General features: G+C 61.2%; 17 protein-coding genes and 1 pseudogene. 14 read left to right on the top strand and 4 right to left on the bottom strand.

The window, feature by feature from the left end:
• The first annotated feature begins 205 nt into the window (after positions 1-205).
• From EGM97_RS23265 to EGM97_RS23250, 4 genes are read left to right on the top strand one after another with little or no spacing between them, the layout of a single operon-like run.
• Complete coding sequence (locus EGM97_RS23265; protein ID WP_238964215.1) at positions 206-1,492, top strand: MFS transporter; 1,287 nt, start codon at positions 206-208, stop codon at positions 1,490-1,492.
• Positions 1,493-1,543: 51 nt separating this feature from the next.
• Complete coding sequence (locus tag EGM97_RS23260; protein ID WP_238964214.1) at positions 1,544-2,296, top strand: 5-oxoprolinase subunit PxpA; 753 nt, start codon at positions 1,544-1,546, stop codon at positions 2,294-2,296.
• Positions 2,293-2,997: a 5-oxoprolinase subunit PxpB gene (gene pxpB / locus EGM97_RS23255; protein ID WP_238964213.1), complete on the top strand. Its 705-nt coding sequence runs from the start codon at positions 2,293-2,295 to the stop codon at positions 2,995-2,997. Before EGM97_RS23260 ends, pxpB begins: the two co-directional genes overlap by 4 nt.
• Entirely contained in the window at positions 2,994-3,914 is a 921-nt protein-coding gene (locus EGM97_RS23250; RefSeq protein WP_238964212.1) for a 5-oxoprolinase subunit C family protein, read from the top strand. The genes pxpB and EGM97_RS23250 overlap by 4 nt, the downstream gene beginning before the upstream one ends.
• A 103-nt stretch (positions 3,915-4,017) precedes the next feature.
• Here the strand turns inward: EGM97_RS23250 and EGM97_RS23245 are convergent, their stop codons facing one another.
• Together EGM97_RS23245 and EGM97_RS23240 are read right to left on the bottom strand one after the other, a co-directional pair.
• Positions 4,018-5,196 (bottom strand): vWA domain-containing protein, encoded by a 1,179-nt coding sequence (locus EGM97_RS23245; RefSeq protein WP_238964211.1) that lies wholly within the window; start codon positions 5,194-5,196, stop codon positions 4,018-4,020.
• A 36-nt stretch (positions 5,197-5,232) separates the two neighbouring features.
• Complete coding sequence (locus EGM97_RS23240; protein ID WP_024780422.1) at positions 5,233-6,078, bottom strand: AAA family ATPase; 846 nt, start codon at positions 6,076-6,078, stop codon at positions 5,233-5,235.
• Between the two features lie 203 nt (positions 6,079-6,281).
• On the opposite strand from EGM97_RS23240, the pseudogene EGM97_RS23235 reads away from it, so the two are divergent.
• Positions 6,282-6,545: pseudogene (locus EGM97_RS23235) on the top strand (helix-turn-helix domain-containing protein); the annotation flags it as partial.
• 168 nt (positions 6,546-6,713) lie between these two features.
• On the opposite strand, the gene EGM97_RS23230 reads toward EGM97_RS23235, so the two are convergent.
• Positions 6,714-7,790: a DUF748 domain-containing protein gene (locus EGM97_RS23230; RefSeq protein ID WP_238964210.1), complete on the bottom strand. Its 1,077-nt coding sequence runs from the start codon at positions 7,788-7,790 to the stop codon at positions 6,714-6,716.
• A gap of 144 nt (positions 7,791-7,934) precedes the next feature.
• Here EGM97_RS23230 and cysK point away from each other — a divergent pair, with 144 nt between their 5' ends.
• The 3 genes from cysK (at position 7,935) to EGM97_RS23215 (ending at position 11,185) form a co-directional block, all read left to right on the top strand.
• Positions 7,935-8,909, top strand: a complete 975-nt coding sequence (gene cysK, locus EGM97_RS23225; RefSeq protein WP_232775506.1) for a cysteine synthase A — start codon at positions 7,935-7,937, stop codon at positions 8,907-8,909.
• Positions 8,910-9,044: 135 nt separating this feature from the next.
• Positions 9,045-9,983, top strand: a complete 939-nt coding sequence (locus EGM97_RS23220; protein ID WP_238964209.1) for an aspartyl/asparaginyl beta-hydroxylase domain-containing protein — start codon at positions 9,045-9,047, stop codon at positions 9,981-9,983.
• Between the two features lie 338 nt (positions 9,984-10,321).
• A complete protein-coding gene (locus EGM97_RS23215) occupies positions 10,322-11,185 on the top strand; it encodes a DMT family transporter (RefSeq protein WP_238964208.1) in 864 nt (287 codons plus the stop codon).
• Positions 11,186-11,306: 121 nt separating this feature from the next.
• Here the strand turns inward: EGM97_RS23215 and EGM97_RS23210 are convergent, their stop codons facing one another.
• Positions 11,307-12,215: a DMT family transporter gene (locus tag EGM97_RS23210; protein ID WP_238964207.1), complete on the bottom strand. Its 909-nt coding sequence runs from the start codon at positions 12,213-12,215 to the stop codon at positions 11,307-11,309.
• 127 nt (positions 12,216-12,342) lie between these two features.
• Here EGM97_RS23210 and aceK point away from each other — a divergent pair, with 127 nt between their 5' ends.
• The 6 genes from aceK (at position 12,343) to EGM97_RS23180 (ending at position 22,039) form a co-directional block, all read left to right on the top strand.
• Positions 12,343-14,052 (top strand): bifunctional isocitrate dehydrogenase kinase/phosphatase, encoded by a 1,710-nt coding sequence (gene aceK, locus EGM97_RS23205; protein ID WP_238964206.1) that lies wholly within the window; start codon positions 12,343-12,345, stop codon positions 14,050-14,052.
• A 112-nt stretch (positions 14,053-14,164) separates the two neighbouring features.
• Positions 14,165-18,076 carry an ATP-dependent RNA helicase HrpA gene (gene hrpA / locus EGM97_RS23200; RefSeq protein WP_238964205.1) on the top strand — a complete coding sequence of 1,304 codons (3,912 nt, stop codon included), beginning with the start codon at positions 14,165-14,167 and terminating at the stop codon, positions 18,074-18,076.
• 325 nt (positions 18,077-18,401) lie between these two features.
• Positions 18,402-19,523: a beta-ketoacyl-ACP synthase III gene (locus EGM97_RS23195; protein WP_238964204.1), complete on the top strand. Its 1,122-nt coding sequence runs from the start codon at positions 18,402-18,404 to the stop codon at positions 19,521-19,523.
• A 77-nt stretch (positions 19,524-19,600) separates the two neighbouring features.
• Positions 19,601-20,212, top strand: coding sequence for an RNA polymerase sigma factor (locus tag EGM97_RS23190; protein WP_238964203.1), 612 nt, complete (start codon positions 19,601-19,603; stop codon positions 20,210-20,212).
• Positions 20,206-20,442 (top strand): anti-sigma factor family protein, encoded by a 237-nt coding sequence (locus tag EGM97_RS23185; protein ID WP_238964202.1) that lies wholly within the window; start codon positions 20,206-20,208, stop codon positions 20,440-20,442. Before EGM97_RS23190 ends, EGM97_RS23185 begins: the two co-directional genes overlap by 7 nt.
• Positions 20,443-20,728: 286 nt before the next feature.
• A complete protein-coding gene (locus tag EGM97_RS23180) occupies positions 20,729-22,039 on the top strand; it encodes an OprO/OprP family phosphate-selective porin (RefSeq protein WP_238964201.1) in 1,311 nt (436 codons plus the stop codon).
• Positions 22,040-22,173: the final 134 nt, after the last annotated feature.

Below are 22,173 nucleotides of genomic sequence, written 5' to 3'. Positions count from 1 at the left end.
GCCGCTTCGCGCCCCAACGGGGATAAATCCCCTCGCCACAAGGGCCCAGCCAGACCCGTCATCCTGACCCATCAAATTTTTCTTATGACCCGGCCAGGGATTTACTCGTTGGACGCGACGGCGCGCGCGCTCAAGAATCGGGGGAACCGGTCTCTGCGCTTTGCATCGTCGAGGCCCGATAACAATAAAACCGTGGAGAACCACCATGAGTGCACCCGACACCCTCGGCGTCCCCAAAACCCAGGCCCGCTCCGGCCCGTTCGACTGGTATCGCGACATCAACCAGCAGGAGCGCCGCACATTCTGGAGCTGCAAGATCGGCTACGCCCTGGACGGCATGGATACACAGATGCTCAGTTTCGTGGTGCCGACTCTGATCGCGATGTGGGGTATCACCACCGGTCAGGCCGGGCTGATCCACACCAGTACCCTGATTGCCTCAGCCATTGGCGGCTGGGTGGCGGGCATTCTGTCGGACCGTATCGGTCGGGTGCGCACCCTGCAGCTGACGGTGTTGTGGTTCGCCTTCTTCACTTTCCTGTGTGGATTCGCCCAGAGCTATGAGCAACTGCTGATCGCCCGTACGCTGATGGGCTTCGGCTTCGGCGGCGAATGGACGGCCGGCGCGGTATTGATGGGGGAGGTGATCCGGGCCAAGGATCGCGGCAAGGCGGTAGGCATGGTGCAGTCGGGTTGGGCGCTGGGCTGGGGCATGACAGCGATTCTGTATGCGCTGCTGTTTTCGGTGTTGCCGCCTGAGGATGCCTGGCGTGCCTTGTTCATCCTCGGCATCGTCCCGGCGGTGTTCGTGATTTTTGTTCGTCGGCTGGTCAAGGATCCGGAAATCTATAACCAGACCAAGGCCCGTGAAGCGTCCAGCAATTCTGCGAAATTCTACGAGATTTTCGCCCCTGGCATCCTGTTTACCACCGTTCGTGCTTCGCTGTTGACCACTGGCGCCTTGGGGGGCTATTACGCCATCACTTCCTGGCTACCGACGTTTCTCAAGAATGAACGCGGCTTGAGCGTCCTGAGCACCGGCGGGTACCTGGCGATGGTGATCGTCGGTTCCTACGTCGGCTATGTCATCAGCGCGTACCTGTCGGACATCCTGGGGCGCAAGAAGAACTTCGTTCTCTACGCCATCGGCTCGTTCACCATCGTGTTGCTGTATACCCAGGTGCCGGTGAGCAATGATGTGATGCTCTGGCTGGGCTTCCCCCTGGGATTCTTCGCTTCCGGTATGTTCAGCGGCATGGGCTCGTTCCTGACTGAGCTGTTTCCCACGCGCATCAGGGGCTCGGGCCAGGGTTTTTGCTACAACATCGGCCGTGCGCTGGCGGCATTGTTCCCACTGTTGATCGGCCTGCTGAGCCAGAAAGTGCCACTGAGCGTAGGCATCGGTGCTTTCGCGGCGGTGTCCTACGGCGTGGTGATCCTGGCGGCCCTGAGCCTGCCGGAAACCCAAGGCAAGCAGCTGGAAGCCAAGTAACGGTTAATCTGTGGGGCACCGGCCCCTGCTTAAATCTACAGGAGCGTTCACGTGAACCGCCTGCTATTGAATTGCGACATCGGCGAAAGCTTCGGCAGTTGGACCATGGGCCTGGACGCCGAGGTGATGCCTTTCATCGACTGCGCCAACATCGCCTGCGGTTTCCACGCCGGCGACCCGAGCACCATGCGCAAGACCGTCAGCCTGGCCCTGAGCCATGGTGTGCGGATCGGCGCGCACCCGGCCTATCAGGATCTGGTGGGGTTCGGCCGGCGCTCCATGGCCTATACCGCCCAGGAACTGCAAGACCTGCTGCATTACCAGATCGGTGCCCTCGACGGTACCTGCCGGGCCCAGGGCGGTCGGGTCAGCTACGTCAAGCCTCACGGCGCGATGTACAACGACATGATGGCCAATCCGGCGCAACTGCGCGCCGTGATCCAGGCGGTCGCCGCCTATGACCGGGAACTGCCGCTGATGCTGATGGCGACCCGGGACAACAGTGCCGCCCAAGCCCTGGGGGATGAATACGGCCTGACCCTATGGTTTGAAGCCTTCGCCGACCGTGCCTATGACCGCGCTGGGCATCTGGTCTCGCGGCAATTGCCAGGGGCTGTGCATCACGAGGCCGAGGTCATCATCGCTCAGGCCCTGACCATTGCCCGTGGCGGTGCGCTGAGCGCCAGTGACGGCAGCGAGTTGAGCCTGAATGCCAACACATTGTGCGTGCACGGTGACAACGCCAGCTCGGTGGCTGCCGTACGGCGCATCCGCGAGGCACTGGATCGGCAGAGCGCACCATGAAGCCATGTGTGGAGGTGGTGGCGGTGGACTGCCTGATGGTGCGCCTGTTCGATGAAATCGCCGAGGCCAACATGCCCTGGATGCTCGCCGCCGGTGAGCGCCTGCGGGCGGTGTTCGCCGAGCGTCTGATCGACCTGGTGCCGTCCTATACGACGCTGATGGTGCATTACGATCTGCTGGCGCTGAGCCCGGCCGAGGCGAAGGAATTGATCGACGAGGCGCTGAATAACCTGTCGCCCGACGATCGCACCGCCGGCCAGCGCCATGTACTGCCAGTATGGTACGACCTCAGTGTCGGGCCGGAGCTGGCGCTGCTGTCCCGACGTAGCGGTCTGACGGTGGACCAGGTGATCCGCACCCATAGCGACCGTGAGTACCAGGTGTTCGCCCTGGGTTTTGCACCGGGGTTCGCTTTCATGGGGCTGGTGGACGAAGTGCTGGCCGCGCCACGCCTCGGTACGCCACGCAAGCGGGTGGCGGCGGGCAGTGTCGGGATCGCCGAGCGTCAGACCGCTGCTTACCCGGTGGTATCGCCCGGCGGCTGGAACCTGATCGGCCGCACGCCGGCCCGATTGTTTGACCGTGAACGTGATGGCTACAGCCTGATGCAACCCGGCGACACGGTGCGTTTCTCACCTGTGGAGCACGCCGAATTCATCGCCCTGGGGGGTGATGACACACCGCTGGAGGCCCAGTCATGAGCCGTCTGTCGATCGAGGCCAGCACCCCGCTGTGCCTGTTGCAGGATGCCGGCCGTTTCGGGGTGAGGCATCTGGGCGTGACCCAGGGCGGCGCGGCAGATTGGTTGTCGATGAGTTGGGCCAACTGGATGCTGGGCAATGCGCTGGACGCCGCAGTGGTGGAGATTACCCTCGGCGGCTTCACGGTGGTGGCCGAAGAGGATTGCGTGTTGGCGCTGGCGGGGGCAGACCTGGGGGCGCGGATCGATGGCCAGCCGGTCGCATCGTGGCGATTTTTCAGCCTGCGCAGGGGACAGGTGCTGTCGCTGACCCAACCGGTGCTCGGAGCCAGGGCCTATCTGGCGGCCCCCGGCGGGTTCGATGCGCCTGCGGTGCTCGGCAGTCGGGCGACGGTGGTGAGGGAAGAACTCGGTGGCCTGGACGGACAGGGGCGGGCGCTGGACCGCGGTGAGCAGCTGAGTTATTGCGGCTTGGCGACGTGCCGACCCATGCCGCACTCACGGATTCCGGATTTCCAGCAGCAGGCGCCGCTGGATCTGATCCTCGGGGCGCAGAATGGCGCATTCAGTGGACGGAGTCTGTTCGATGCGTTCAATACGGCCTGGACGCTGGACAGCCGCGCCGACCGCATGGGCATCCGGTTGTTGGGCACGCCGTTGGAGTATCAGGGTAGTGCGATGATTTCCGAAGGCATTCCCCTTGGCGCCGTGCAGGTGCCGCCGGACGGCCAGCCGATCGTGCTGCTCAACGACCGGCAAACCATCGGCGGCTATCCGCGCCTGGGGGCTTTAACGCCATTGGCATTGGCTCGACTGGCGCAGTGCCTGCCGGGGGCGCAGGTGCGGTTGCGGCCGGTGGTGCAGGAGGTTGCGCATTGGCAGCAGGTCCAGTATTTGCGCAGTCTTCAAGGTAGCTAGGAGCTTCGCGAGCAAGCCCGCTCCCACACTGGATCTTGTAGACGACATAGATCCACTGTGAGAGCGAGCCTGCTCGCGATGAGGCCAGATCAGGCGCCCAAAACTACTTGGACAAAAACCGCATCCCTTCCTCCAACCCCCGCAACGTCAGCGGATACATCCGGTCCTCCACCAGCTCCCGCACGATATTGGTCGAGGCGGTATAGCCCCAGGTGTCCTTGGGGTAAGGATTGATCCAGATGAGCTTTTTGTACGTCTCCATGAAGCGCTGCATCCACACATAGCCCGCTTCTTCATTCCAGTGCTCGACACTGCCGCCGGCCTGGGTGATTTCATAGGGCGCCATGGCCGCGTCGCCGATGAAGATCACTTTGTAGTCGGCACCGTACTTGTGCAGTAGATCGTGGGTCGACGTACGCTCCGAGGTCCGGCGCAGGTTGTTCTTCCACACCGACTCGTAGATGAAGTTGTGGAAGTAGAAGTATTCCAGGTGCTTGAACTCGGTCTTGCAGGCCGAGAACAGTTCTTCGCAGATTTTTACGTGGGCATCCATCGAACCGCCGATGTCGAACAGCAGCAGCAACTTGACGGAGTTGCGCCGTTCCGGGCGCATCTGGATGTTCAACAGACCGGCATCCCGGGCGGTATGGTCGATGGTGCCATCGATGTCCAGCTCTTCGGCCGCCCCCTGACGGGCGAACTTGCGCAGGCGGCGCAGGGCGATCTTGATGTTGCGAGTGCCCAGTTCCACCTGGTCGTCCAGGTTCTTGTACTCGCGCTGGTCCCAGACTTTGACCGCCTTGCCCTGGCGCTTGCCGGCGTCACCGACGCGGATACCTTCGGGGTTGAAGCCGCCGGAGCCAAACGGGCTGGTGCCGCCAGTGCCGATCCATTTGTTGCCGCCGGCATGGCGCTCCTTTTGTTCCTCCAGACGCTTCTTGAATTCTTCGATCAGCTTGTCGAGGCCGCCCAGGGACTGAATCTGTGCACGCTCTTCGTCGGTCAGCGAGCGCTCGAATTCCTTGCGCAACCAGTCTTCGGGAATCAGTGCCTGAAGGTGATCGTCGAGTTTCTCCAGGCCATTGAAGTAGGCGGCGAACGCCCGGTCGAACTTGTCGAAATGCCGCTCATCCTTCACCAGGATTGCCCGGGACAAGTAATAAAACTCGTCCATGTCAGCGAAGATCACCCGCTGTTTCAGTGCGTTGATCAGGTCCAGCAATTCGCGCACCGACACGGGCACCTTGGCCGCGCGCATTTCATTGAACAGGTTGAGCAGCATGGCAATCGCCCTCGCTCTTGTTAAACGAAGAGGGTTTCAGCGAGTGCCGCGACGGCTCATGAACGCCAGGCGCTCGAGCAGTTGCACATCCTGCTCGTTCTTGACCAGAGCACCGGCCAGCGGCGGAATCGCCTTGGTCGGATCGCGCTCGCGCAGGACTGCTTCGCCGATGTTGTCGGCCATCAGCAACTTGAGCCAGTCCACCAGTTCGGAAGTGGAAGGCTTTTTCTTCAGGCCCGGCACCTTGCGCACGTCGAAGAACACGTCCAGGGCTTCGCTGACCAGGTCTTTCTTGATGTCCGGGTAATGCACGTCGACGATTTTCTGCAGGGTGACACGGTCGGGGAAGGCGATGTAGTGGAAGAAGCAGCGACGCAGGAAGGCGTCCGGCAGCTCTTTTTCGTTGTTGGAAGTAATGATGATGATCGGGCGCTGCTTGGCCTTGATGGTTTCATCGGTCTCGTAGACGTAGAACTCCATCTTGTCGAGTTCTTGCAGCAGGTCGTTGGGGAACTCAATGTCGGCCTTGTCGATCTCGTCGATCAGCAGGATCACCCGTTCCTCGGACTCGAACGCCTCCCAGAGCTTGCCCTTTTTCAGGTAGTTGCGCACGTCATGGACCTTGTCCACGCCCAGTTGAGAGTCCCGCAAGCGGCTGACCGCATCGTACTCGTACAAGCCCTGGTGGGCCTTGGTGGTGGATTTGATGTGCCAGGTGATCAGGCGCGCGCCGAAGGACTGCGCCAGTTGCTCGGCCAGCATGGTCTTGCCGGTGCCCGGTTCGCCCTTGACCAGCAGCGGGCGCTCCAGGGTGATGGCGGCGTTGACGGCCAGTTTCAGGTCATCGGTGGCGACGTAGGCGCTGGTGCCTTCGAACTTCATCTGCAATTCCTCGAGCGGTGACGCCGGCCTGGACGAGGCGGGGCGCGTAATAAAATGCCATGCCCGACTATAACGCGACGTCCCGCCGACTGTGAACGCAGACGCCGTATTCAGTCTCTGAATGGAGCGTCACATGTTGACTCAGTCTCGGCCGCTTGCCAGTATTGCATATCGCCAATTTGGCGATATGTTGGGGTGCATGTTATCTGGATGCGTTGGCGCAGAACGCGGCGGACGAAAACACCCGCATCTTCGTTGACTGGCGTGCCCGCACCGGTCTGCCATTGAATAAAGCGGCCGAAGCCCTTGGGGTCAGCGCTCGCAGCATCAGTCGCTATAGCAGCGGCCGTGAAGCCGTTCCGCGTTCGCTGGCGCTGGCGTGCCTGGGGTGGGACTCGCTGCAGCGTGGATCAGGGGTGGTGGCGGCAGAGCAGACGGGGCGCTACACCGTCACACGTAAGCCCTAGGCTCTGTCTGAAAAGCCTTGATACTCGTTGATGCTGCGTTGAAAACCGGCTCGTGCGCGAGTCCGATCGGAATGCTCATTTACTCTAGTAAAGTCGAGCGCGACCCCGGCCGTTCCTCGCCGTTTTTCGCCTTGCCTGACCTTCGTCTCAAGACTTTTCAAACAGAGCCTAGTCGGTGGAGGGTGCCGGTTGTTCATAACGAGCATTGAACGCCTGGACGAAACCGTTGCGCAGTATCTGCAGGAAGGCTTCGAAAGCGCTGATGTCCTGTTGATGCACATTGCCGCTGAGCTCTACGCGGGTGGCGAACTGGTTCTTGCGCTGGTTCTTGAGCGCCGTCTCGCCGGTGCCGACCAACGCTTCCCAGATTGAGCGGAAGATGTTCTTTTTCTCGTTCTCCACATCCTGCTGCCAGTCGAAAACATCCACATCACGCAACAACGGCTTGATGTAGCCACTGAGCCTGGCGTTGTTGGCCTCCGCCTCGATCACCAGGTCGCCGTGGCCCGCGTTGAAGTCGAATTTGCCGTAGGCTGCGGCAAAATCATTCAGGCGCTTGAGTTCGATGTTCCGGGCCCGCAGGCGGAAATCGAAATCCTCGAAATTGCTCAACGGGTCGAACGTGGCCTGTACCTCCAGCGGAGCATGTTCGGCCACCAACGCCTTGCCTTCGAATCGGGCGTCGCGCTTGCCTTCGGTGTCGACCACATTGGTCAGGTTGTAAATGCTGGCATCGACGTTGGTGGCCCGCAGATTGACCGGTGGTTTGGAGTTGAAATTGCGGAACGTGACCTTGCCGTCATTAATGCGGACTTCATTGAGGGTGATGGGCAGCAGTTTGCTCAGTTGTTCGCGCCAGTCGGTGCCCTGGCCCGTCTGGGAGTTCTGCCGGTTGCCACCGCCGTCGACGAAGTTCACCTCCGGATGGGCGAACGTCACTTCGGCCACCACCGCATGGTCGTACCACAACGAATGCCAGCTCACGGACAAATCGATCAGCGGCGCATCGACGAACGGCACCGGAACCTTGCCATCGACCTTGACGATTTTCAGCCCGTTGATCCGATAGGCCCCGCGCCAGAGTGCCAGGTCCACATCGGTGATTTGCCCGCGGTAATCGCCCATGTCGGCCAGCCGCTCGTTGAGGTAGTCGCGTACCAGATAAGGCAGGGCCAGATGCAAGGCCACCAGCAGCGCGACGATGGCGGCCACGGTCCACAGTGGCCAGCTGTATCGACGTTTCATGTCATTGAGTCTCCAGCATGTTCTCCAGAACACCCCCAAAGCCATTGACTGTTGTAACACCTGGACGTTCGGTGCAACTGGACGCCCACCGGCAACAGGCATACCTTTAGGCGCTTGAATTCACGCCGCATTAAGGACCCCGACATGAGCCGCATATACGCTGACAACGCCCATTCCATCGGTAATACGCCCCTGGTGCAGATCAACCGGCTCGCCCCGCGCGGTGTGACCATCCTGGCCAAGATCGAAGGGCGGAACCCGGGTTACTCGGTCAAGTGCAGGATTGGCGCGAACATGATCTGGGACGCGGAAAGCACAGGCAGGCTCAAGCCGGGCATGACCATCGTCGAACCCACGTCGGGCAACACCGGCATCGGCCTGGCGTTCGTGGCCGCCGCCCGTGGCTACAAGCTGATGCTGACCATGCCGGCCTCCATGAGCATCGAACGTCGCAAGGTGCTCAAGGCCCTCGGCGCCGAGCTGGTGCTGACCGAGCCGGCCAAGGGCATGAAAGGGGCCATCGAGAAGGCCGCCGAGATCGTGGCCAGCGATCCAGCCACCTATTTCATGCCGCAGCAGTTCGATAACCCGGCGAACCCGGCCATCCACGAAAAAACCACCGGTCCGGAAATCTGGAACGATACCGACGGCGCGGTGGATGTGTTGGTGGCGGGCGTGGGCACGGGTGGCACCATTACCGGAGTGTCGCGGTACATCAAAAACACCTGCGGCAAGCCGATCCTGTCGGTGGCCGTAGAACCAGAGAGCTCGCCAGTGATCACCCAGGCGATGGCCGGCCAGGAAATCAAGCCCAGCCCCCACAAGATCCAGGGGATCGGCGCGGGGTTCGTGCCGAAGAACCTTGACCTGACGATGGTCGACCAGGTGGAGCGGGTCACTGACGAGGAATCCAAGGCCATGGCTTTGCGCTTGATGCAGGAGGAGGGGATACTTTGCGGAATCTCCTGTGGCGCGGCGATGGCCGTGGCCGTGCGCCTGGCGGAAAAACCGGAAATGCAGGGCAAGACCCTGGTGGTGATCCTGCCGGATTCCGGCGAGCGGTACCTGTCGAGCATGCTGTTCAGCGACCTGTTCACCGAACAGGAGACCCAGCAGTAACGCCCCATTGAATGAAGGTCCTGAGCTGGCGCGAGGTTTGATTGGCGTCAGCCCGGGTTCAGCTCACCCGTGTTAGAAGGGTTTGTTGCGGTAGTTGGCGTTGCGTAAGTTGTTTTTTGAAAAGGAGTTTTGAAAATGACCGTTTCGTTTGTCGCCAAGGCGTCGGTCTTGCTGCTTTTCCTGGGCAGTACACTTTATGTGCACCTGCGCGGTAAGGCTCGCTTGCCGGTGTTGCGACAGTTCGTCAACCACTCGGCGTTGTTCGCCCCTTACAACACCTTGATGTACCTGTTTTCCGGGGTGCCTTCCAAACCTTATCTGGACCGCAGCAAATTCCCGGAGCTGGATACGCTCAAGGATAACTGGCAGGTTATCCGCGACGAAGCCATGCGCCTGTTCGATGAGGGATACATCCGCGCTGCAGAGAAGAACAATGACGCCGGCTTCGGTTCGTTCTTCAAGAAAGGCTGGAAGCGCTTCTACCTCAAGTGGTACGACAAACCATTGCCATCGGCGCAATTGCTGTGTCCCAAAACCGTCGAACTGGTCAACCGCATTCCCAACGTCCGGGGCGCAATGTTCGCCCTGCTGCCGGGTGACAGCCACTTGAACCCGCATCGCGACCCGTTCGCCGGCTCGCTGCGCTATCACCTTGGGCTTTCCACGCCCAATTCCGACGATTGCCGGATCTTCGTCGACGGCCAGATCTATGCCTGGCGCGATGGCGAAGACGTGATGTTCGACGAAACCTATGTGCATTGGGTCAAGAATGAAACACCGCAGACCCGTGTGATCCTGTTTTGCGATGTCGAACGGCCGCTGAAAAGTCGGCTGATGACCCGCCTCAACCGTTCCATCAGCGCCTTCCTTGGGCGTGCCACTGCACCGCAGAACCTGGATGACGAACATGTCGGCGGTATCAACCGGGCCTATGCCTGGAGCAAGTCATTCAGCGATGGCATCAGTGGCCGGGTCAAGCAATGGAAGCGCAAGCATCCCAAGGCTTACCGTGTGATGCGGCCGGTACTGGCGGTAGCGGTGCTGACGGCATTGGGCTACTGGTTGTTCGTTTGAGCATTGCATTACGCCTCGAGCGCTGGTTATAGTCGGCGCTCTCCGGGTCCTCGAACCCATCCTTTCCAGAGATCGGCTCATGCCTGTATCCCCAGTTGTCGCGGTTGTGGTTCCAGCGTTGAACGCTGGCGTCGTGCCGTGGGGGAATCAGCAACGTGGGCAGGTCGGTCAATACCCTCCACCTGTCAGTAGCCCACCGGTGTGCGCCGTCGTATCACCGCCGGGTGTTGGCGTCCAGGGCTGATCGGCAGTCGTTGCCGTTTCCTGCGCCCGCCTGAAAAAACTACTGAATTTCAGCTCCGGCTGAGTTGGCTTTTGCCTGATAACAGGTGGTATTCATGTTTTCCCTATCCAGAAACGCCTTATTGGCGGCGGCTTCCACGAGCCTGTTCGTTCTGCTGTGGAGCAGCGGGGCGATCTTTTCCAAACTGGGCCTGGCCCATGCTTCGCCTTTTGCTTTCCTGCTGATCCGCTTTTCCATCGCCCTGTGTGCGCTGGTGCTGTTGATCCCGGTGTGCAAGTTCAAGTTACCCAGAATCGGCAAGCCGATGCTGTACGCGGCGGCCACCGGGTTTGTGCTGCTGGGGGCCTATCAGATTTTCTATCTGTTGGCGTTGCAGATGAATGTCACGCCGGGTGTCATGGCGACGTTGATGGGCGTACAGCCGATCCTGACCGTGGTGCTCATCGAGCGCCAGCGTTCCTGGCAGCGGATGTCCGGTCTGATGCTGGGGTTGGCGGGTCTGGTCATGGTGGTCTACCAGGGCATCGGCCTGGCCGGTATGTCCCTGGCTGGAATGCTGTGTGGACTGCTGGCGCTGCTGAGCATGACGGCCGGTTCGATCATGCAGAAACGCATCACCGAAAATCCCCTGGGCACGCTGCCCGTTCAATACCTCGCCGGGCTTGTGCTGTGCGCGGTGTTCGTGCCGTTTCAACCGTTTCACTTCGAGCACAGCGCGGGTTTCATCGTGCCGGTGGTGTGGATGGCGCTGGTGGTCTCAGTGCTGGCAACGCTGTTGCTGTACCGGTTGATCGCACGGGGCAACCTGGTGAACGTCACCAGTCTGTTCTATTTGGTACCGGTGGTGACGGCCATCATGGATTACCTGGTGTTTGGCAACCGGTTGGCGTTGCTGAGCGTACTGGGGATGGGGCTGATCATCGTTGGATTGGTGTTCGTGTTTCGTAAAAGTGGCTGACCGTTAGAGTCTCGTCAGCCGGACGATCGCTATCGCGAGCAGGCTCGCTCCCACAGGAGGTACGCGTTACTGATGTGGGAGCGAGCTTGCTCGCGATGGCATTTTCAGCTGCGCCGATAAACTACCGGCCAGCCGCCTCGACCGGCTTCACCGCCCCAGGCTTCAACACCAGCCACAATGCCGCCGCGATCAGCACTCCGCCATACAGATGCGCCATGCCCAGCGGCTCATCCAGCAGCAACGCCCCCCACAGCACGCCGAACGGCGGTATCAGGAAGGTCACGGTCATGGATTTCACCGGGCCGATGGCACTGAGCAGCCTGAAATAAAGGATGTAGGCCAGTGCGGTACACACCAGGCCCAAGCCCAACAGCGACAGCCAGACGCTCCAGCCCCCCCAACTGGCCGGTGGCTGGCTGATGACGCTGTAGCCGAACAATGGCAGCAGAAACAACGTGGCACCGAACATGCTGCCCAGGGCCGAGAGGCGGCTGTCGAGCCCGCCTTGATGATCGAGCCAGCGACGGGTCAGGAAGCCGGCGAAGCCATAACAGGTGGTTGCCATCAGGCAGGCGAGGGCGCCCATCAGCAGTTGCAGGTCGAAGGCCACTGGCCCTGCGCCGGTCAGGATGCCCACGCCCAAGAGGCCGAGGAACACGCCGCTGACCTTCGCCACGGTGAGCTGTTCGCTGAAGAACAGTCCGCCGATCAACACGCCCATCAGAGGTGTCGTGGCGTTGAAGATCGCTGAATAGCCGGCCGGCAGCACCTGGGCCGCCAGGGAATAGAAGGTGGCCGGGATGCCCGAGTTGATCAGGCCCAGTACCATCACCACTTTCAGCTTGCCACGAAAATTCCAGTCGACACGCATCAGCGCCAGGATCACCAGCAAGCCGACGAAGGCGATGGAGACGCGAAAGAAGGCGGTGGGGATCGTGCCGATGACCGGGGCGATGATGCGCATGAACAGGAAGCTCGCGCCCCAGATGGCAGCCAGTGACAGCAGGCGCAAGATGTCGACGAGGTTCACAAGTCATTCCTTCCTTGATGGGCTGGCCAGTGTCGCCGTCCTCCAGGCCGATGGCAACGGTTGCGTTGCCGCCTGATTGGCCTCTAAGCTCAGTCGCCAATAACAAGATGACCCGTCGAGGTTCCCGATGCCCCAGCCATGGCCCGCCACCGAAATCGCCCGTTCGATTCTCGACGGTTTCGACGATTATCGTGAGCATTTCCGGCAAATCACCGATGGCGCCCGGGCCCGGTTCGAGCAGGCCCGGTGGCAGGAGGCGCAAGCGGCTTCGGCGGCGCGGATCAATTTGTATGAAGAGAAAGTCTTCGAAACCGTCGCTCGGCTGCGCAAGGCTTTCGACCCCGACGCGCTGATGGACGTCAGCTGCTGGCCTCTGGTGAAAAGCGCCTACATCAGCCTGATCGACCTGCGTTTCGACGATGAACTGTCCGAAACCTGGTACAACTCGATCTTCTGCGGCCTGTTCAGCCACGACCTGATCAGCGACGGCACGATGTTCATCCACACCACCCGGCCCAGCCTGCGCCGGGCCCGTGCTGCCCAGACCCGCACCTACAAGCCTCAGGGCCAACTCGACCGGATGCTGGCGCAGATCTTCGCCGATTACCGTTTCAGCGAGGACTATGCCGACCTGCCGGGTGATTTGCAGCGTCTTGAAGCCCAGCTGCGAGAGAACCTGCCGGACTGGGTCTGCAAGGACCCCGAGCTGACGGTGGAGCTGTTTTCTTCGGTGCTCTATCGCAACAAAGGCGCCTACCTGGTGGGCCGGATCTACACCCGCGATGACCAATGGCCCCTGGTCGTTCCGCTGCTGCATCGCGAAGGCCGGGGCATCCAGATCGACGCGCTGATCACGGACGAGGCCCAGGTGTCGATTATCTTTTCGTTCACGCGCTCCTACTTCATGGTGGATGTGCCGGTGCCCGCGGAGTTCGTCGGCTTTCTCAAGCGCATCCTGCCGGGCAAGCACATTGCCGAGCTGTATACCTCCATTGGTTTCTACAAGCATGGCAAGTCCGAATTCTATCGGGCCTTGATCAATCACCTGGCCAATACCGACGACCAATTCATCATGGCCCCCGGTGTGCGCGGCATGGTCATGAGCGTGTTCACGCTGCCGGGTTTCAATACCGTTTTCAAAATCATCAAGGACCGTTTTTCCCCCTCGAAAAACGTCGACCGGGCCACGGTGATCGAGAAGTACCGACTGGTGAAAAGCGTCGACCGGGTAGGGCGCATGGCCGATACCCAGGAGTTCGCTGACTTTCGCTTCCCCTTGAGCAAGTTCGAGCCAGCGTGCCTGGAGGAGTTGCTGGAGGTCGCGCCGTCGACGGTGTCGGTGGAGGGCGACACGGTGTTGATCCGCCACTGCTGGACCGAGCGGCGCATGACGCCACTGAACCTCTACCTGGAGAACGCCAGCGAAGCCCAGGTGCGTGAGGCACTGGAAGACTATGGCCTGGCCATCAAGCAATTGGCGGCGGCCAATATCTTCCCCGGAGACATGCTGCTCAAGAATTTCGGCGTGACCCGTCACGGCCGCGTGGTGTTCTACGATTACGATGAAATCTGCTTCCTGACCGAAGCCAACTTCCGCCATATTCCCCAGCCGCGCACGCCGGAGGATGAAATGGCCTCCGAGCCCTGGTACTCCATCGGACCGCTGGACGTCTTTCCCGAGGAGTTTCCGCCGTTCCTGTTCGCCGACGCGGGGCAGCGCAAGTTGTTCGACCAGATGCACGGCGAGCTGTACAACGCCGACTACTGGAAAGGCCTGCAGGAGGCGATCCGGGCCGGGAAGGTAATCGATGTGTTCCCGTACCGGCGTAAGGGATAGAAGCAGCGTCAAGCTTCAAGCGGCAAGTTTTGAGTTTCCGGTCAACGCAGCTTGCAACTTGCCGCTTGCAGCTTGAAACTTGCCGCTGCTCCTTTTCCCCCTTGCGTACCTGATGACTGACCAAGCCCCCGCTATCGACAAGCTGCTGAAAAACCTCGACCACGCCATGCTCGCCGACCGTCACCGGTTGCGGCGCCAGTTGCTCGAGCTGCGCAAGAAACCCGATGAGGCGAAACTCGCCCAATGGGTGACGCGCATGCAGGCGTCCTGTGATCAGGTGCTGGCGCGCAAGGCCAGCCTGCCGGTGATCCGCTACGACGACAACTTGCCGATCGCCGCCAAGCGCGACGAGATCAAGGAGGCGTTGCTCAAGCATCAGGTACTGATCATCGCCGGTGAAACCGGCTCGGGCAAAACCACCCAACTGCCGAAGATCTGCCTGGAAATCGGTCGCGGCCAGCATGGCTTGATCGGCCATACCCAGCCACGCCGTATCGCTGCCCGCAGCGTCGCCAGCCGCGTGGCCGAGGAACTGGGCACGCCGCTGGGCGCGTTGGTGGGTTATCAGGTGCGGTTCGAGGACCAGAGCGACGCCAACACGCTGGTCAAGCTGATGACCGACGGGATCCTGCTGGCCGAGACTCAGAATGACCGTTACCTGGAACGCTACGACACCATCATCGTCGACGAAGCCCACGAGCGCAGCCTGAACATCGACTTCCTGCTGGGTTACCTGAAAACCCTGCTGCCGCGCCGTCCGGACCTGAAGGTCATCATCACCTCGGCGACCATCGACCTGGAGCGCTTCTCCAAACACTTCGATGACGCGCCGATCGTCGAGGTTTCCGGCCGTACCTTCCCGGTGGAAACCTGGTATCGCCCACTGACCCTGGAGCAGGACGAAGAGGGCAATCGGGTCGAGGATGACCTGACCGTCGACCAGGCGATCCTCGCCGCCCTCGATGAAATCGCCGCCCATGAGCGCAGCGAGCGCCGCAGCCCGGGCGATGTGCTGGTGTTCCTGCCGGGCGAACGGGAAATCCGCGACGCGGCGGAGATGCTGCGCAAGGCCCAGCTCAAGCACACCGAAATCCTGCCGCTCTATGCGCGTTTGACGCCAGCCGAGCAGCAGCGGATTTTCCAATCCCACCCGGGGCGGCGCGTGGTGCTGGCAACCAACGTCGCCGAAACCTCGCTGACCGTACCGGGTATCCGTTACGTGATCGACAGCGGTACCGCGCGCATCAGCCGCTACAGCTATCGCGCCAAGGTCCAGCGCCTGCCCATCGAGGCCATTTCCCAAGCCAGCGCCAACCAGCGCAAGGGTCGCTGCGGGCGGGTCGAGCCGGGGATTTGCGTACGTTTGTACAGCGAGGAAGATTTCCTCGGCAGGCCGGAATTCACCGATCCCGAGATTCTGCGTACCAACCTGGCGGCGGTGATCCTGCAGATGCTGCACTTGCGCCTGGGCGAGATCACCGACTTCCCGTTCATCGAACCGCCGGACGGCAAGGCCATCAGCGACGGTTTCAACCTGCTGCAAGAATTATCGGCAGTGGACCGCAACGGCCAGCTGACACCGCTGGGCCGCCAGTTGGCGCGCTTGCCGGTGGATCCGCGCATGGGTCGCATGCTGCTGGAAGCGGCGAAGCTTGGCAGCCTTCAGGAAGTGCTGATCGTCGCCAGCGCCATGTCGATCCAGGATCCGCGCGAACGCCCACCCGAGCGCCAGCAGGCCGCGGATCAGGCTCACGCTCAATGGAAAGACACGGATTCGGATTTCGCCGGGCTGGTCAATCTGTGGCGCGGTTTCGAAGAGCAGCGTCAGGCCCTGACCGCCAGCCCGTTGCGCAACTGGTGTCGCAAGAACTTCCTCAATTACCTGCGCCTGCGGGAGTGGCGCGATTCCCATCGTCAACTGAGCCTCATCTGCCGCGACATGCAGTTGAGCCTCAACAAAGAGCCGGCGGACTATCCGAAGTTGCACAAAGCGGTGCTGTCGGGCCTGCTCAGCCAGATCGGCCAAAAGACCGAAGACGGCGATTATCTCGGTGCTCGTCAACGGCGCTTCTGGGTTCACCCCTCGTCGGGCCTGGGCAAGAAACGTCCGCAATGGCTGATGACCGCCGAACTGGTAGAAACCACCAAGCTGTATGCACGCATGGTCGCCAAGATCGAGCCGGACTGGATCGAACCGCTGGCCGGACACCTGATCAAGAAAAACCACTTCGAACCCCATTGGGAGAAGAAGCGCGGGCAGGTGGTGGCGTATGAACAGATCACCTTGTTCGGGCTGATCGTGGTCGGACGCCGGCCGGTGCATTACGGCCCGGTGGACCCGGTGGTGTCGCGGGAGCTGTTTATCCGCGAGGCGTTGGTGCGCGGCGAGATCCAGTCCCGGGCCAAATGCCTGGGAGCCAACACCAGGCTTCTGGAACAACTCGACGAACTGGAAGCCAAGGCGCGCCGCCGCGACATCCTGGCGGACGAAGAAACCCTGTTCGCCTTTTACGACGCACGGTTGCCGGCCGAGATCCACCAGACGGCGACCTTCGACAGCTGGTATCGCATCAACAGCCAGAAAGACCCACAGTTGCTGATCATGCGCGAAGAGGACGTGCTGGCGCGTGACGCCAGCGAAGTCACCGCCGCGCATTTTCCCGACACCTTGCGCGTCGGCGACCTGACCTTGCCGCTGAGCTATCACTTCGAACCCAACCACCCCCGCGACGGTGTGACCCTGCGGGTGCCGGCGCCGCTCTTGCCGATGCTGCCGCCGGAACGCCTGGAATGGCTGGTACCCGGAATGATCGAGGCCAAGTGCATCGCCCTGGTGCGCAACTTGCCCAAGGCCCTGCGCAAGAACTTCGTGCCGGTCCCGGATTTCGTCAAGGCCGCGCTGCAACGCATCACTTTTGCCGAAGGCTCATTGCCCCAATCCCTGGGCCGCGAATTGCTGCGCATGACCGGGGCGCGGGTGAGTGACGAAGCCTGGGCTGAGGCGGCGCAGCAGGTGGAAAGCCACCTGCGCATGAACCTGGAGATCGTCGACGGCCAGGGCAAGTTTCTCGGTGAAGGCCGCGACCTGGCCGAATTGACGGCGCGGTTTGCCGAAGCCAGCCAGGCTGCGTTGGCCGTGCCGCAAACGGCCAAGAGCCAGGCGCCCGTGGAGGCGAAGGTCTTCGCGCCGGTGGCGGAAAAAACCCAGCAGAAGATTGCCGGGCTGTCGATGACAGTGTATCCGGCGCTGGTGGAAGAGGGCGGCGTGGTCAAGGAGGGCCGTTTCCCGACGCCCGCCGAAGCCGAATTCCAGCATCGCCGCGCCTTGCAGCGCTTGCTGATGCAGCAACTGGCGGAGTCGGCCAAGTTCCTGCGGGGCAAGTTGCCGGGACTGACCGAGCTGGGCCTGCTCTACCGCGAGCTGGGGCGTATCGACAGTTTGGTGGAAGACATCCTGCTGGTGAGCCTCGACAGTTGCGTGCTGGAAGGCGAGGCGAGCCTGCCCCGCGACGGCGCCGCGCTGGCTTCCCTGGCCGAGCGCAAGCGTGGTGGCTGGACGGAGCACGCCGAGCGCCTGGCGAAGCTGACCCTGGACATCCTCAAGCTCTGGCACGGCCTGCAAAAACGCTTCAAAGGCAAGATCGACCTGGCCCAGGCCGTGGCCCTGAATGACATCAAGCAGCAGCTCAGCCATTTGGTGTACCCGGGTTTCGTGCGCGAAACCCCGCATCAATGGCTCAAGGAACTGCCACGTTATCTTAAGGCCATCGAACAGCGCTTCGAGAAACTGGGCAGTCAAGTACAAAAGGATCGGGTCTGGAGCGGCGAGTTGTCGACGCTCTGGACCCAATACCAGGCCCGCGCGGGCAAACATGCCCAGGAAGGCAAGCGTGATCCGCAACTTGAACTGTACCGCTGGTGGCTGGAGGAATACCGGGTGTCGTTGTTCGCCCAACAGTTGGGGACCAAGGTGCCGATTTCGGACAAGCGCCTGAGTAAGCAGTGGGGGCAAGTGGAGCCTTGAAGCTGACGCAAACTCTGTGGGAGCGGGCTTGCTCGCGAAGGCGTAGTGTCAGTCACCCGATAGGCTGAATGTGCCGCCGTCTTCGCGAGCAAGCCCGCTCCCACAGGGGTTTTGTGTCTGGATCGATGGAGAATGGGCCAAACGCCAGCGTTTATGGCAAACTTCGCGCCTATAAGTGCCGGTCCCGTGGTTTTGAGCTTCAATGCCTACGGGCGGATCGGAATAAAGCGAGGCCAGGTCTGCTTCCCCGGGATGGGAAAAGACCCTTTGCGTGTTGGCACGATTGTGCCAATGCTTTCTGCCTGAACAGATCAGAGACACGACCATGCATAACGTCGTCATCAGTGGCACCGGCCTGTACACCCCGGCCAACAGCATTTCCAATGAAGAGCTGGTGCAATCCTTCAACACCTACGTCGCGCAATTCAATGCGGACAACGCCGAGGCCATCGAGCGCGGCGAAGTGGAGGCCTTGACCGAATCCAGCGCGGCGTTCATCGAGAAGGCCTCTGGCATCAAGAGCCGCTTCGTCATGGACAAGGACGGCATTCTCGACCCGCAACGCATGACCCCACGCCTGCCGGAGCGCTCCAATGAGCAGTGGTCGGTACTCTGCGAAATGGCTGTCGGCGCCGCGAAACAAGCCCTTGAGCGTGCCGGGCGCACCGCCGCCGACATCGATGGCGTGATCGTCGCCTGTTCCAACTTGCAGCGCGCTTACCCGGCCATCGCCATCGAAGTGCAGGAAGCCCTGGGCATCGACGGTTTCGGTTTTGACATGAACGTGGCCTGTTCCTCGGCAACTTTCGGCATCCAGGCCGCGGCCAACAGCGTACAACTGGGCCAGGCGCGGGCGATCCTGATGGTTAACCCCGAAGTGTGCACCGGCCACCTGAACTTCCGCGATCGTGACAGCCACTTCATTTTCGGTGACGCAGCCACCGCCGTGATCATCGAGCGGGCGGACCTGGCGACTTCGCCGTATCAGTTCGACGTGGTCAGCACCAAACTGCTCACCAAGTTCTCCAACAATATCCGTAACAACTTTGGCTTCCTCAACCGGGCGGCCGAGGAGGGGATCGGCACGCGGGACAAGCTGTTCGTCCAGGAAGGTCGCAAGGTCTTCCGCGACGTCTGCCCGATGGTGGCCGAGCTGATCGGGGTTCATCTGGAGGAAAACCAGCTGGACGTCGGCGAAGTGAAGCGCTTCTGGCTGCACCAGGCCAACCTGAGCATGAACCACCTGATCGTGCGCAAGCTGCTGGGCCGCGAAGCAACCGAAGAGGAAGCCCCGGTGATCCTCGACACCTACGCCAACACCAGCTCGGCCGGTTCGGTGATTGCGTTCCACAAGTACCAGGACGACCTGCCCAGCGGCGCGGTTGCGGTACTCAGCTCGTTCGGCGCCGGGTATTCAATTGGTAGTGTGATTCTGCGCAAGCGTTGATCTTGTGGTTAGAGATCTTTCTGTGGTGAGGGGATTTATCCCCTCGCCACAACGACATTTGCCATGTGAGAGGTGGAATGACCGCCAGCGGCGACACCCAACTGCTCAAACGCCTCCTGGCCGGCGAGCAGCAGGCCTACAAAGAGCTGGTCAGCACCTACCAGGACGCGATGCGCGCCGTGGCATTCGCCATTGTAGGCAGCCGCCATGCCGATGAAGTCGTGCAGGACGCCTGGCTGTCGGTGGTGCGCAATCTCGGCGGGTTCCAGGGGCGTTCCAGCCTCAAGACCTGGCTGCTGACCATCACGGCCAACGCGGCCAAGGGACGCTACAAACAAAATCGCCGCGAAGTACTGCTCGACGATCTGCCGTCGCCTCACGGCAGCCTCGGCGATGATCGCTTTGCCGCCGATGGGCACTGGCTGCTGGCGCCGTTCGCCTGGCATCAGGACACGCCGGAAGCGCTGCTTATGGAGAGCGAATTACGTGATTGCCTTGAACACACCGTGCTCAGCCTCTCGGAGCTGCAAGGCAGTGTGTTGACCCTGCGCGAGCGCCAAGGGCTGGAGTTGGAAGAAATCTGTAATCTTCTCGACCTCTCGCTCTCCAACGTACGTGTGCTGTTGCATCGCGCCCGACTGAAGGTCTTCGCAACTGTTGAACATTTCGAGGAAACCGGCGAATGCTGACCTGCAAGGAACAAGTAGCGCGCTCCAGTGATTACCTCGACGGACAACTGACCTTCCGTGAACGTCTGATGGTGCGCCATCACCTGATGTTCTGCCCCAATTGCCGGCGATTCATCCGCCAGATGCGCCTGATGCAGGCGACCCTCAGGAAGCTTCCCGAAGCACCGGTGCCGAACCTGGACCACCTCGCCGAAAAACTCGCCGCCGAGCGTCGTAGAGACCATCGCTAGACCCCGGGACACCCCGATCCTTGTGGGAGCGGGCTTGCCCGCGAAGGCGTAGTGTCAGGCACCTGATAGGCTGAATGTGCCGCCGTCTTCGCGAGCAAGCCCGCTCCCACAGGGCCGTCGCTGTCTTTGATTATTCACTTTCGAAGTAAAAAGTTCCGCTGTCATGAAATCTTTATGTGATGGCAACCTGCCTGACACAACCGGCCGCCAAGATCCCCTCCCAACACCAGCGGGCCCGTTTCCGCGTGTTTTCTAACGCATAGACTACCAACAGGGGAATTCTTCGATGATCCGTAAGCACTTCGCAGGTTTTGCCGCCAGCGCGCTGGCAATGGCAGTAACCGCCCAGGCTTTCGCCGGCACCGTCACCACCGACGGCGCCGATATCGTGGTCAAAACCAAGGGCGGCCTTGAAGTCGCCACCACTGACAAAGAGTTCAGCTTCAAGCTTGGCGGTCGTTTGCAGGCTGACTACAGCCAGTTCGATGGGATCTACACCGACAACGGCAACTCGGCCGACGCCGCTTACATCCGTCGCGCTTTCCTGGAACTGTCCGGCGTGCTGTACACGGATTGGGCCTACACCATCAACTACGACATGTCCCACAACAGCGGCGACTCCGACAACGGCTACTTCGACGAAGCATCCCTGGCCTACAACGGCTTCAAGCCAGTCTCGATCAAAGTCGGTCGCTTCGACCCCGATTTCGGTCTGGAAAAAGCCACCAGTTCCAAGTGGGTGACTGCGCCTGAGCGTAACGCCGCCTACGACCTGATCGACTGGACCAACAGCCACCAGAACGGCCTGGGTCTGCAAGCGTCCAGCACTTTCGCCGATTCGTTCTACGCCTCGGCCGGTGTGTTCAGCAAGGACACCGACGACACCGACGGCGACAGCGTCAAGCAAGTCAACGGCCGTTTCGTATTCGCCCCGATGCATGACGCCGGCAACGTGCTGCACTTCGGTGTGAACGTGGCATCGCGTGACGTTTCCGACACCGTATTCGACGCACGCTATCGTTCCCGCCTGGGCATGCGTGGTGTTGAAACCCTCGGCGGCAACGATGCCGGTCCGAACGGCAACCGTCCTGTACTGGGCGGCGCCAACAACTCGCCAGCTGGTTCCTACGACCGCGATACCGCGTTCGGTCTGGAAGCCGCCTTTGCCATGGGCCCGGCCTCGATCCAGGGTGAATACATCACTCGCAAGACCAAGGCTGACGCCGACGGTTTCGAAGACATCAAGGGCCACGGTTTCTACGTTCAAGGCGCCTACACCCTCACCGGTGAGGCCCGCGGTTACAAGGTCGGCAAGTTCGACGCCATCAAGCCGCAGAACAAGTCCATCGGCGCCTGGGAAGTGTTCTATCGCTACGACAGCCTGACCGTCGAAGACGACAACATCACCACCGCCAGCGCAACTCGCGACGTGGGCGATGCCGAGGCCAAGGTGCACAACCTGGGCGTGAACTGGTACGCCAACGAGGCTGTGAAAATCACCGGCGCCTACATCAAGGCCAAGACCGACAAGGTCACCAACGCCAATGGTGACGACGATGGTGACGGCTTCGTGGTCCGTGCCCAGTACGTGTTCTGAATCGCGCTGACCTGATACAGAGCTCTTTCTTCATCCGTTAAAGCTCCTTTCAACCCCGCTACGGCGGGGTTTTTTTATCGTGTGCCGGTCAAGATCGGCGATACTCGCCCCATCCGCAGTCTGGAGATCGGGGA

This window comes from Pseudomonas sp. AF32, from assembly GCF_022342325.2.
In the GTDB taxonomy this organism is placed as follows: Bacteria; Pseudomonadota; Gammaproteobacteria; order Pseudomonadales; family Pseudomonadaceae; genus Aquipseudomonas; species Aquipseudomonas uvaldensis.
Note: the sequence above shows the minus strand (reverse complement) of the source record. Positions and strands in the feature narration are given on the sequence as shown.

Bases quoted from the DNA above. Each gene is read 5' to 3' on its own strand.
- EGM97_RS23265 (WP_238964215.1), top strand. From the start codon at position 206: ATGAGTGCACCCGACACCCTCGGCGTCCCCAAAACCCAGGCCCGCTCC.
- pxpB (WP_238964213.1), top strand. From the start codon at position 2,293: ATGAAGCCATGTGTGGAGGTGGTGGCGGTGGACTGCCTGATGGTGCGC.
- EGM97_RS23250 (WP_238964212.1), top strand. From the start codon at position 2,994: ATGAGCCGTCTGTCGATCGAGGCCAGCACCCCGCTGTGCCTGTTGCAG.
- EGM97_RS23245 (WP_238964211.1), bottom strand. From the start codon at position 5,196: ATGCTGCTCAACCTGTTCAATGAAATGCGCGCGGCCAAGGTGCCCGTG.
- EGM97_RS23240 (WP_024780422.1), bottom strand. From the start codon at position 6,078: ATGAAGTTCGAAGGCACCAGCGCCTACGTCGCCACCGATGACCTGAAA.
- EGM97_RS23230 (WP_238964210.1), bottom strand. From the start codon at position 7,790: ATGAAACGTCGATACAGCTGGCCACTGTGGACCGTGGCCGCCATCGTC.
- cysK (WP_232775506.1), top strand. From the start codon at position 7,935: ATGAGCCGCATATACGCTGACAACGCCCATTCCATCGGTAATACGCCC.
- EGM97_RS23220 (WP_238964209.1), top strand. From the start codon at position 9,045: ATGACCGTTTCGTTTGTCGCCAAGGCGTCGGTCTTGCTGCTTTTCCTG.
- EGM97_RS23215 (WP_238964208.1), top strand. From the start codon at position 10,322: ATGTTTTCCCTATCCAGAAACGCCTTATTGGCGGCGGCTTCCACGAGC.
- aceK (WP_238964206.1), top strand. From the start codon at position 12,343: ATGCCCCAGCCATGGCCCGCCACCGAAATCGCCCGTTCGATTCTCGAC.
- hrpA (WP_238964205.1), top strand. From the start codon at position 14,165: ATGACTGACCAAGCCCCCGCTATCGACAAGCTGCTGAAAAACCTCGAC.
- EGM97_RS23195 (WP_238964204.1), top strand. From the start codon at position 18,402: ATGCATAACGTCGTCATCAGTGGCACCGGCCTGTACACCCCGGCCAAC.
- EGM97_RS23190 (WP_238964203.1), top strand. From the start codon at position 19,601: ATGACCGCCAGCGGCGACACCCAACTGCTCAAACGCCTCCTGGCCGGC.
- EGM97_RS23185 (WP_238964202.1), top strand. From the start codon at position 20,206: ATGCTGACCTGCAAGGAACAAGTAGCGCGCTCCAGTGATTACCTCGAC.
- EGM97_RS23180 (WP_238964201.1), top strand. From the start codon at position 20,729: ATGATCCGTAAGCACTTCGCAGGTTTTGCCGCCAGCGCGCTGGCAATG.